Here is an 11246-nt window from a genome sequence, read left to right as displayed (position 1 = left end):
TCTCCATAACCCTTTTTTAAAATTACGCCGCCTTAAAATTTTTTAGATCCTTTAAAAAACTTCTGAAGGTTTCTCCGTCGATCTTTTCGTTTTCCATAAGGTAGTCGATGATGGTGTTCAGTTCGCCTTTATGTTTTTCTATAATTTCCTTTACTTTCTCTTTCTGGGTGCTGATTATTTTAGAAATTTCTTTATGAAGTTCTTTCAACGGGATAGAATCTCTATCAACGACACCTATATCGGACATTCCAGAGAATATAATTTCCTTTGCCAGTTCGACGGCGTGATCTATATCCCCGGAGGCTCCAGTGCTGCCGTCGCCGAGCATTATTTCTTCTGCGGCGGCTCCAGCCAGGGCAATAGCAATCTGTGCCTCTAGGTGATTTTTTGTATAAAGATACATATCGTCTTCCTGCTTCTGACGCATGTAACCCAGGGCTTCTCCCCTGGATGTAACCGTTATTGTAGATACGGAATTGGGTTTAAAATACTCGCTGATAAGGGCATGGCCGCATTCGTGAACGGCGATACGTCTCATCTCGTTTTTTGTGGGCTTCCTGTTCATTTTTTCACCCATTATGACTTTGTCGATGGCTTCCATAAAATGGCATTGACTTATAACCCTCTGCCCCGATCGCATAGCCAGGATTGCTGCTTCATTGCATAGGCTTTCCAGGTGAGCACCAGAAAAGCCGAAAGTTTCTCTGGCTATCTGTTCCAGATTCACGTCATCGGCCAGGGGTTTATCTTTGGTATGCAGCTTTAAAATCTGGTATCTGCCTTCTTTATCAGGAAGGTCCACCTTAACTATCCTGTCGAATCTCCCGGGTCTCAAAATAGCTGGGTCCAGGATATCGGGTCTGTTAGTGGCGCCGATCACCAGAATGTTTACATCGTCGTCCTTAGCCGATAAGCCGTCCATCTCCACCAGAAGCTGATTCAGGGTCTGGTCGTACTCCATGTGGCTGGTGTTTATACCCCTGACACCGGCGATTACTTCGATCTCGTCGATGAAAATCACGCAGTGTTTTTTAGAGTTTTTTTTCGCTAGGTCTCTTGCGGTTTTGAATAACTGCCTTACCCTTTGGGCGCCGACCCCCGCGTACATCTCTATAAACTCGCTCCCAGAAGCTGAAATAAAGGCTGAATCGATATAACTGGAAGCTGCCTTTGCCAATAATGTTTTTCCTGTACCGGGAGCACCGGTGAGAAGAATACCCTTAAGAGGCCTTATACCCATTTGCCTGACTTCATCATAGTTTTTTATAAAGTCCAGGGCTTCCAGTAATTCGTTTTTGGCGGTTTCCTGTCCTCCTATATCTTCAAAAGTCACTGATTTACCGCCTGTGGCTACTCTGGAGGGATTTTTTATAATACTGGACTTATCAATATAATTTTGAAGCACATAGGCAAGTAGGCCTATAACTGCCAGGGGCAGCACGTTTATACCGTTTATGAGCAGGAAGACCGTTACCGCCAGAGCTATTCCTATCGCAACTTCCACAAACAAGTTTCTCCCCTCCCAATTCTAACTCCTTTTTATAATTTTATAGAAAACGCTCCGATCGTTTTTTATTTTAAGGTAGAGATTTTCATCATCAAGAAAAACCGCGATGTCAATTTTATATTTGGCTTCCAGTTGATCGAGATGTGATCTCATTTGGAAAAATTCACCGGTTTTAATTCCCTCGTAGACGATAAACTGCACTTCCTGATTATATATATTTTCTAGATATTCGTCGGGCTTGTTTAAAATTTTTATAGCGAAAGGCCGCCCCTTAAGCAAGCCGAACGCGGTGTTGTAAATATCCCCATAAGTTTCCTGCAGGTTGTCCACATCTTTCAAGTAAATTTCGATAATAACCCTGCCGGTCTCTTTTTTAATATTTACTTGATCTACGTATTCTTTCTGGGAAAAAGTCTTCAATAGAGGCCTGTAAGCTACAAATTTAGAAAATAACAGTTGTCCACCCATCAATATTAACAGCGAAAGTAAAAACGCCGCAATAGTGTACCTCAACTTATTTTTATCGATATACAACGATTTCACCCCGGTTATAATTCGAATATATGTTTACATAAGATTATTATAACATACCACTCCCGCTATGTCATAAAAACAAAGAAGGCATTTTATGGAAATGCCTTCTTATGGTACAACTTCTCCCGTAAGGTCGTACTCGAAAGCTTCAGTAATTTTTACCCTGTAAAACCGGCCTAGCCGGCATGCCTCGCCTCGGAACATTACGGTACCGTCGACACCCGGGGCGTCTTTTTGTGAACGGCCAATGAACACCTTTCTTTCCGGGTCGTAACTTTCGGCGAGCACAGTTATTGTGGACCCCAGCATTTTTTCATTGTTCATCTTTGAAATGACTTGTTGAACCGCCATGAGCTGGTTGTACCTCTTTTGTTTAACTTTTTCGGGCACCTGGGGTTTAAGCGTAGCCGCGTACGTGCCTTCTTCACGGGAATACTTGAAAGCTCCCAAACGGTCAAAACGGTACGTTTTTACAAAATCGATGAGCTCTTGAAAATCTAGGTCCGACTCGGTGGGAAACCCCACTATAAAAGTGGTCCTTAGGGTTATATCGGGCACAAAGTGCCTTATCTTTTCGATCAACTTCTTTATCTGTTCGGAATTTAAGGGTCTATTCATAAGTCTTAAAATCCTGTCGTTTATATGCTGTAAAGGAATATCAAGATATTTTGCTATTTTGGTGCTCGATGAGATAAGTTCCAGAAGCTCGTCGTCTATATGTGTAGGATAAGCGTATAATATTCTAATCCAAAATTCGCCTTCGATGTCCACGAGGGCCTTCAGCAGGTCCGGAAGCGAAGGTCTGCCTAATATATCCATACCGTAACTCGTGGTGTCCTGGGCTATAATGTTTATTTCTTTAACTCCCTGTGATACGAGAAGCTCTACTTCTTCTTTTATGGATTCTATGGGTCTGCTCTTATAGGGCCCCCTTATCTGCGGTATGGCACAATAAGAACAGCCGTTGCTGCAGCCCTCGGCTATCTTGACATAGGAAAAATATTTAGAGGTTCTTACCCGCTTTTTAATATCGTAATTTATAAAGCTCCTGTTTTCGGTAATTTTTAACCTTGAATCATTTAACTTTTCAATTAATCCCGGCAGTCTATGAAAATCGCCTGTTCCGATAACGGCATCCAATTCGGGTATTTCTTTTAAAATGTCATCTCCGTACCGCTGGGCCAGACAGCCGGTGGCTATCAACATTTTACATTTACCATTTGTTTTATACTGGGCCATTTCAAGGATGGTTTCTATGGACTCTTGTTTTGCCGAGTTTATAAAACAACAGGTATTTATTATGATAATATCTGCCTCACTAGCGTCGCCCGTAATGACATAGCCGTTTTCCAACAGTGCTCCCAGCAGGTACTCAGAATCCACAAGGTTTTTATCGCATCCGAGTGATACGAGACCTATTCTGGCTTTCACCTTTTTCCTCCCTGTTTCACATATTTCACTGGAGATTTTTATGGCAGAATACCAGCCCGACCATAAACAGAAATTTTCTCAATATAATATAAACCTATAATAGTATACAACAGATTGAAAAGATAAGTAAAGCATAAAAAAATGAGGAAATTATTGTTTCCTCATTATTACCAGATCTTTAGCTTTAGTAGGGTTTTTAGCCGTTAGATTGACTTCTTTACCGTTAAGGTTTACTCTGACAACCGGTGGATTTCCCACCCGGATGGTTAGGCTGTCCTTTGCTTCCCATACCTTGGATTCCCCGGAGCCCAGATGACCTTCGAATTCTAGGATACCGTCCTTTTTTACCCGTATCCAGCATCTATCCCTTTCCACTTCAAATCTAACGTTTATAATATCCGCTTCCACAGTGTAGACAATCTTCCTGCCATCGTCTTCGACCAAGTGTATAACGCTGGTATTCTCTTTATTTTCTTCAGGAGGAGCCTGAACCGGTTCGGTTTCCACTGTCGTATCGCTGTTTGTAGGTGTGGGAGATGCAGGTTCAACAGGTGTTTGAGTGGAGATTATAAATGACGACACGACTCCTATAAGGACTGCCAGAATTAAAATCGCAGCCAAAATGAAGCTAAAATTTTTTAGTCGGGGTCTAAAAATAAATTCCGGCTTTTTCTCTTCAAATAAATGTTGCCGGGGGCTTTCATCTTCTAGAATTTGCCCGGAAAATTCGTCCTCAGTAGGAGTGGGAACCACTATTTCTTTGTACCGCTCCAGGATGGCTTTTGAATCCAAACCCACGGCTTCCGCATAATTTTTCAAAAAACCCTTTATATAAACTTCTCCTCCCGGGATTAATTCAAAACTACCGCTCTCTATTGCGGATAGGTACTTGATCCGAATCTTTGTGTCCTTCTGAATTTGTTCCAGAGATATATTTTTTGAAAGGCGCATGCGTTTTAAATATTCTCCGAGTTCTTTAAAATCTTTTACATCCTCAAGATCCATACTTTCCCCCCTTCTTCGTTAATTTATTATTTCCCAGGTAATAGCAAAATTAACATTTTTTAGATATTTTTCGACTAATAGCTTACTTTTATTCATTAAAATACTTCTCAAATTGTTCCCTTGTTATTAAAATCTGTCGAGGTTTTGTACCTTCAAATCCTCCTATGAATCCCTTTTCTTCCATCTGATCTATAAGTCGAGCCGCACGCGCATAGCCGATTCGCAGCTTCCTCTGGAGCATAGATACGGAAGCCTGGCCGGATTCTAAAACGATTGAAAGCGCCTCTTTGAACAGTTCATCAACGTTGTCATCGCTTTTAACTGATTGGGTCTCTTTAAAATCCGATAGATTTTTTTCGTAGCAAGGTTCCATCTGACTTCTTATAAATTCTACCACAGTTTCCACTTCTTTTTCGCTCAAAAATGCTCCCTGTATTCGTAGGGGCTTGACCGCACCCACGGGGAAAAACAGCATATCACCCTTTCCCAGGAGCTTTTCCGCTCCAGCCATGTCGAGTATAGTCCTAGAGTCCACCTGTGACGACACCGCAAAGGAGATCCTGGAAGGTATATTCGCCTTTATCAAACCCGTTATGACGTCCACCGAAGGCCTTTGAGTAGCCACGATCAGGTGAATTCCTGCAGCCCGGGCCATCTGTGCCAACCGGCATATGCTATCTTCCACGTCTCTCGGAGATACCATCATGAGGTCCGCCAGCTCATCGATTATGACGAGAATTTTGGGGAGTTTTTCTTGGCTGATCTCGTTATACCTGTTTATTTCTCTCACGCCGGCCTGGGCAAAAAGCTGATACCGCCTTTCCATCTCCGATACCATCCAGTTAAGGGCAGCAGCTGCTTTTTTTGGGTCTGTCACGACGGGTGTCAACAGGTGAGGTATGCCGTTATAGGTCGTCAGTTCGACTACCTTAGGGTCTATCATCATGAATTTTACCTCATGGGGAGAAGCTTTATATAAAATACTTGTTATAATGGCGTTTATGCATACGCTCTTACCCGACCCCGTAGCGCCGGCTATTAAGAGGTGAGGCATATCGGCCATGTCAGCAACTATGGGTTTACCGGCTATATCCTTTCCTAGAGCTATGGTCAGCTTTGAAGGGGAGTTTTTAAATTCCGGGGATTCTATGACATCCCTGAAATAAACCTTGGAGATTTCTCTGTTAGGTACTTCTATACCTATGGCAGCTTTACCTGGTATGGGGGCCTCGATGCGGACGTCAGGAACGGCGAGGCTTAGGGCGATGTCATCAGACAGGCTTACTATCCTGCTCACCTTTACCCCAGGTGATGGCTGTACTTCAAATCTTGTAATAGCAGGTCCGCAGCTTACCTGAACCACCCTTGCCTGTATACCGAAACTCTCCAGAGTTTTTTCGAGGATCTGTGCGTTGTTCAGCAGTTCTTTTTCGCTAAAGCTGCCCTGCTTAGACGGGCTTTTTTGGAGAAGGCTCACCGGAGGTAAGCTGTACTCGGAATCTTTAAACTGCTGGTCGACGCAGATGGCGATATCGGCCTTTTCTGCTGTCTTTGCCTTTTTGGAATCCCCATCCGCTCCTGAGATATCGGAGGCAGCTGAAATTAAAGGTTCCTCCTCTACTTTAAGTTCCTTTTCATCCTCTGTATCTGCCTTTTCCACCACCGTTGCAGCGGCATTGTTTACGATCTGAGGCTTTATCGTCGCAGATCTTTCTCTTTTTACGTCCACTATACTCTTTATCATTCCGGAGATGGAGATACTCGTGGCAAGAATCACGCCTATGCAAAGGAGAGCGCCTATCAGCACATAGGTTCCTATGGGTCCGAATAAACCGTAAAGTATCGATGTCCCCAGTTCTCCAAAAAAGCCGCCGCCAATTCCTTTTTCTCCCAAATCCGCGCTTTTTCTTAATCTGTCAAGGAAGCTTAGATGTGATAATTTAATGTGGAGGTTTATATGCAGAACCACTAATGTAGTAGCCATCACCATAAATATTCCATAGATTCTGGGAGTAAGGTTGGGGCTCTTTTTACGTAATATGCAGTATAGCCCCCATGCGAATACGAGGGAGGGTATCATCGGCGCCCCTGCGCCGGCCATCCCTTTAAAGTTTTTTTTCAACAATAGACCGAGGGTGCCCACTGTGTCAGTATATAATGAAATTATTCCCAGTATGCCTGAGCAAATTATTAAAATGCCGTAGATTTCCCATCGAATATCATTATGTACGCTGTGTACGCTTTTCCGAGGATTTTTCACGACAAAACACCTCTATGATTTTATTCTCCACTTTTTTCAAAAATCCTTTATTAAATAAAAAAAGGCTTTTAAGCCTTTTAATTTAACGGGGAACAAACTTTATTATGTTTCCAGGGTATAACTTAGGATTAAGGTACACCAAAGGATCGGTGCTAAATATACTTATTATTCTTCCTTTGTCTACATCCAGCGGCTCCACCAGGAGTTTGACGTTGTCAATCTCTATTTCTTTGAATTCGTATTTTCTGTCCATTCCTTCGAGAACCAGTTCCAGCGGAAGTGCTGTATACAGTATCATTGTTTTATACCACCCATTCACTGGACATTTTTCTTTCTTGCCCTGATAAGTTCCTCTAGTTTCTTAACCGCAGCCCCCAGACCTCCCACTTCGTCTATGAGACCGTATCTGACCGCGTCGGCTCCGACAAGCACGGTACCTATATCCCTTGCCAGCTGGCCGGTGTTAAACATCAGCCTCCTGAAGGTTTCTTCCTCGATTTTCGAGTGCTCCACGACGAACTTTATAACCCTGTCCTGCATTTTATCGAGGTATTCGAAGGTTTGAGGCACGCTTACGACGAGTCCTGTAAGCCTTATCGGGTGTATAGTCATTGTTGCCGTTTCAGCGATAAAAGAGTAATTACTGGCGACCGCTATTGGAACTCCTATGGAGTGACCGCCTCCCAATACCAGTGAAACCGTAGGTTTTGTCATGCTGGCAATAATTTCCGCAAGAGCCAGTCCGGCTTCAACATCACCCCCTATCGTATTCAGTATTATCAGGAGGCCTTCAATTTTAGGATTTTGCTCTATTGCCACCAGTTGCGGAATTATGTGTTCGTACTTGGTGGTCTTATTCTGGGGAGGCAAAATAATGTGACCTTCAATTTGGCCGACGATAGTTATGCAGTGAATGTTGCTCTCGGCTTTGGGTAATTCCAGTTGGCCTAATTGTTGAAGCATTCCTATCGGTGGAGCCGGGATATTTTTGTCGATTGGCTCTTCGGACATATTCGAAAAAATCATCATTTAATCTCATCCTTCCAGGGTATAATAGGTTGTTCAATAATAATAATTGTATATTTTTATCTAAAATATACAATTAAGGTATGACCAAATTTTGGCCATACCTTTCACTACAAAATTTATAGGACTTTACATTCCAGGGTTTTTCCGCTTCTTTCAGCGTCATTTGTATTACTCATACTTCCATTATGATAGGTAAAATCATTGGTCTTCTGCGGGTCTGTTCGAACAGGAATTTCCCTAAGGTATCTCTGACTTGAGACTTTATTGTTGACCATTCGGTGATTTCTTCTTCCTGGCATTTTCTCAAGGCTTGTCTGACAATCTCTCTGGACTGTTCCATAAGTTCCTCCGACTCCCTCACATACACGAAACCTCTTGAGATAATGTCCGGCCCGGCGACGACTTCGGCTGTTTCCTTGTCTATGGTTACTACCACGATCAAAATCCCATCCTGAGCAAGTTGTTTCCTGTCCCTCAAGACTATATTGCCCACATCGCCGACCCCAAGGCCGTCGACCAGGACCTTGCCGGCCGTAACTTTACCAGCCATACGGGCTGCATCCTTTGTAAACTCCACGACCCTTCCGTTCTCGGCTATAAAGATGTTTTCTTGGGGTATGCCCACCTCTTTTGCTAGGTTGGCATGGTGGATGAGATGCCTGTATTCGCCGTGGACAGGAATAAAGTACTTCGGTTTTACCAGGTTGAGCATTAGCTTCAGTTCTTCCTGGCTGGCATGGCCCGAAACGTGGACGCCTGAAATAGCCTCGTATATCACTTCGGCCCCCTGTTTGAACAGATGATCTATGGTCCTCGCCACAAATTTTTCGTTACCCGGTATCGGAGTCGCTGCTATGAGCACAGTATCTCCAGGAATTATCTCCACCTTTTTGTGTTCGCACATAGCCATTCGGGTCAGGGCGGACATGGGTTCACCCTGGCTGCCGGTTGTTATTATTACGACCTTTTCCTTCGAAAGCTTATTTATGTCGTCCAACTCCATCAGCAGATCTTTTGGAATGGAAAGGTATCCCAAATTCAGGGCAATGTTGACCACATTGACCATGCTGCGGCCTACAACAGCCACCTTTCTACCGAATTTAAAAGCGGCATCAAATACCTGCTGTATCCTGTGAATGTTTGAGGCGAAGGTGGCAACTATTATTCTGCCCTTTGCCCTGCTGAATATTTCCTCTATAGTATTTCCCACAACCTTTTCGGACATGGTGTACCCTTGGCGTTCAGCATTGGTGCTGTCGGATAGCAGTACGAGTACACCCCTTGTGCCGAGCTCGGCGAGCTTGTGTAAGTCGGCGATTCTACCGTCCACCGGAGTCTGGTCAAACTTAAAATCTCCCGTATGGCAGACGGTACCTAATGGCGTATGGATGGCAACTCCTATGGAATCCGGAATGCTGTGGTTTACCCTGAAAAAATCTACGGTGAAAGTACCTATTTTAACCGATGCCGGCGGTTTTATCACATTAGTGGCGATATTCTTTTTGAATTTGGTCTCTTTCAATTTGCCCTCAACAAGGCCCATTGTGAGCCTGGTGCCGTACAAAGGGACATTTATTTGCTGCAGCACGTATGGAAGGGCGCCTATGTGGTCTTCGTGACCATGCGTTATAATAATTCCTTTAATTAAATCCTTGTTTTCCACCAAGTACGTGATATCCGGTATCACCATGTCGATACCAAGCATCTCTTCTTCCGGAAACATGAGACCTGCATCAATGACCAGTATTTCCTTTTCGTACTGTACAACTGTCATATTTTTGCCTATTTCGCCTATTCCACCCAAAGGTATGATTAAAAGCTTCTGCTCATTTTTGGACAATAAAAAAACACCTCCACCATTATTCCGAATTTTATTCCGGTAATTATTATATTCCCCTCTCGAGATTGTGTTCTTCAATATTTAATATCACTGTATCCGGTCCAATTTTTTTAATGGACTCCCACGATACTCTGATGTAACTTTTTTCTCCGAACGCCAAAAATCTGCTTCTCCTGCCTGGTATCAGCAAGTACTCAATTTTACCCGTAGCTTCATCTACAAGAAGGTCACAGTAACCCAGAATTCCCAGTTTTACGCCTTTACTGAGATTAATGATCTCCTTGCCGCTCAATTCACCAAGTCTCATTTAAATACCTCCCCATAAATAATATTATGGGAGGTATTGATGGAAAATGCATATTTTTAATTTATACGCCCGTATGCCCGAAACCTCCGTTACCTCTTGTAGTGTCCTCCAAAACATCGATTTCTACCAGTTCGGCTCTGAAAACAGGTGCTATAACCAGCTGGGCTATTCTATCACCTCGCTTTATAGTAAAATTTTTGGTGCCGTGATTAATCAAAACCACCTTTATTTCCCCGCGGTAATCGGCATCTATGGTCCCCGGGCTGTTTAAAAGAGTTATCCCGTATTTGGCCGCAAGCCCGCTTCTCGGGCGAATCTGAGCCTCAAAGCCCGGGGGGATTTCCATTTGGATGCCGGTAGGTATCACTTCGTATTTTCCCGGCTCTATGGTTAAATCATGCTGGATATTCGCGGATAAGTCCATACCTGACGCCAGAGGTGTCATATATCTGGGCAAAGGCAGGTCTTCAGCGCCTTCAACTCGCTTTACTTTGACTTTTACACTCTCCAATGCGATTCTCCTCTCGGTTTTAAGGGGCAGCTTAAATTGGGTCAATTTTTATTAATTAAAAGTATACATGAATTAAACTGGGATTTCAACTTTTTCGCTTTAATGATTATCTGAAAGTAGATCACCGACTGTTGTTATTTTATAGCCTTTCTGCTGAAGATCCTGTATAATGGTCGGTAATGCTGTTACCGTCTCTTCCGTTGGATGCATAAGGACGATTTTGCCACTGCCGGCGTTCTTAATCACTTTGTCGACGATATATTTTACGCCCGGTTTTTTCCAGTCAAGAGTGTCAATACTCCACATTATCAATCGATAGTTCAGCGCCTCCGCAGCCTTAATTGTCTGCTGCGCGAACTCCCCATAGGGCGGCGCGAAAAGCGTAGTTTTTTCTCCTGTAATTTTTTCTATGACCTCCTCGGCCCTCTTTATCTCATTTACATTTTCCTCAAAAGATAGCTTTGAATGATGGGCGTGGCTGTAACCATGGTTCCCTATTTCATGACCCTTGGAATGTATCAGTTTCAGAAGATCCGGATTTTTCTCCGCCCATCGGCCTTCGATGAAGAAAGTAATCTTTACCCCCTTTTCTTCGAATATTTCCAGCATTTTAGGAATAAATTCGTTACCCCACGCTACGTTGCAGGTAAAAGCCATTATTTTTTTGCTGGTTTCGGCTTGATAAATCGGCTTCCCTTCGCTGAAAGTCGCCAGATTTTCGTTCACGAGGCCCGTCTTAACGAACATCCAGACCGCTATCAGCAAAAGTAAAACTGTGAATCTTATGGAGTTTCTAGGAACCTTATAAACGTAAAATCCCAT

Annotated in this window: 11 protein-coding genes; all 11 read right to left on the bottom strand. The window is 43.4% G+C overall.

Going from position 1 to position 11246, the window contains the following annotated elements:
• Nucleotides 1–22: 22 nt before the first annotated feature.
• On the bottom strand, nt 23–1510 hold the full coding sequence (locus tag LZ11_RS06735) for an AAA family ATPase (protein WP_148867137.1): 1488 nt from the start codon (nt 1508–1510) through the stop codon (nt 23–25).
• A gap of 18 nt (nt 1511–1528) precedes the next feature.
• Nucleotides 1529–2041: a hypothetical protein gene (locus tag LZ11_RS06730; protein WP_148867136.1), complete on the bottom strand. Its 513-nt coding sequence runs from the start codon at nt 2039–2041 to the stop codon at nt 1529–1531.
• A 108-nt stretch (nt 2042–2149) separates the two neighbouring features.
• Nucleotides 2150–3472: a 30S ribosomal protein S12 methylthiotransferase RimO gene (rimO, locus tag LZ11_RS06725; protein ID WP_148867135.1), complete on the bottom strand. Its 1323-nt coding sequence runs from the start codon at nt 3470–3472 to the stop codon at nt 2150–2152.
• Nucleotides 3473–3622: 150 nt separating this feature from the next.
• Nucleotides 3623–4477 carry a helix-turn-helix domain-containing protein gene (locus LZ11_RS06720; RefSeq protein ID WP_148867134.1) on the bottom strand — a complete coding sequence of 285 codons (855 nt, stop codon included), beginning with the start codon at nt 4475–4477 and terminating at the stop codon, nt 3623–3625.
• Nucleotides 4478–4565: 88 nt separating this feature from the next.
• A complete protein-coding gene (locus tag LZ11_RS06715) occupies nt 4566–6737 on the bottom strand; it encodes an FtsK/SpoIIIE family DNA translocase (RefSeq protein WP_148867133.1) in 2172 nt (723 codons plus the stop codon).
• A gap of 82 nt (nt 6738–6819) precedes the next feature.
• The gene (locus LZ11_RS06710; protein WP_148867132.1) at nt 6820–7035 is read right to left on the bottom strand and encodes a YlzJ-like family protein; all 216 of its coding nucleotides are present in this window, start codon (nt 7033–7035) and stop codon (nt 6820–6822) included.
• Between the two features lie 17 nt (nt 7036–7052).
• The gene (locus LZ11_RS06705; protein WP_148867155.1) at nt 7053–7763 is read right to left on the bottom strand and encodes a ClpP family protease; all 711 of its coding nucleotides are present in this window, start codon (nt 7761–7763) and stop codon (nt 7053–7055) included.
• Between the two features lie 175 nt (nt 7764–7938).
• Entirely contained in the window at nt 7939–9606 is a 1668-nt protein-coding gene (locus LZ11_RS06700) for a ribonuclease J (protein WP_148867131.1), read from the bottom strand.
• A 46-nt stretch (nt 9607–9652) separates the two neighbouring features.
• Entirely contained in the window at nt 9653–9913 is a 261-nt protein-coding gene (locus tag LZ11_RS06695; RefSeq protein ID WP_148867130.1) for a YlmC/YmxH family sporulation protein, read from the bottom strand.
• Nucleotides 9914–9974: 61 nt separating this feature from the next.
• Complete coding sequence (gene dut, locus LZ11_RS06690) at nt 9975–10424, bottom strand: dUTP diphosphatase (protein ID WP_148867129.1); 450 nt, start codon at nt 10422–10424, stop codon at nt 9975–9977.
• A gap of 99 nt (nt 10425–10523) precedes the next feature.
• A complete protein-coding gene (locus tag LZ11_RS06685; protein ID WP_148867128.1) occupies nt 10524–11246 on the bottom strand; it encodes a polysaccharide deacetylase family protein in 723 nt (240 codons plus the stop codon).

It is taken from the genome of Thermosediminibacter litoriperuensis (assembly GCF_008124715.1).
Lineage (GTDB): Bacteria > Bacillota > Thermosediminibacteria > Thermosediminibacterales > Thermosediminibacteraceae > Thermosediminibacter > Thermosediminibacter litoriperuensis.
This window is presented reverse-complemented; position numbering and strand designations above follow the sequence as displayed.

Coding starts and splice junctions, on each gene's coding strand:
- LZ11_RS06720 (WP_148867134.1), bottom strand. CDS start 4,477: ATGGATCTTGAGGATGTAAAAGATTTTAAAGAACTCGGAGAATATTTA.
- LZ11_RS06710 (WP_148867132.1), bottom strand. CDS start 7,035: ATGATACTGTATACAGCACTTCCGCTGGAACTGGTTCTCGAAGGAATG.
- LZ11_RS06705 (WP_148867155.1), bottom strand. CDS start 7,763: ATGATTTTTTCGAATATGTCCGAAGAGCCAATCGACAAAAATATCCCG.
- LZ11_RS06695 (WP_148867130.1), bottom strand. CDS start 9,913: ATGAGACTTGGTGAATTGAGCGGCAAGGAGATCATTAATCTCAGTAAA.
- LZ11_RS06685 (WP_148867128.1), bottom strand. CDS start 11,246: ATGGGATTTTACGTTTATAAGGTTCCTAGAAACTCCATAAGATTCACA.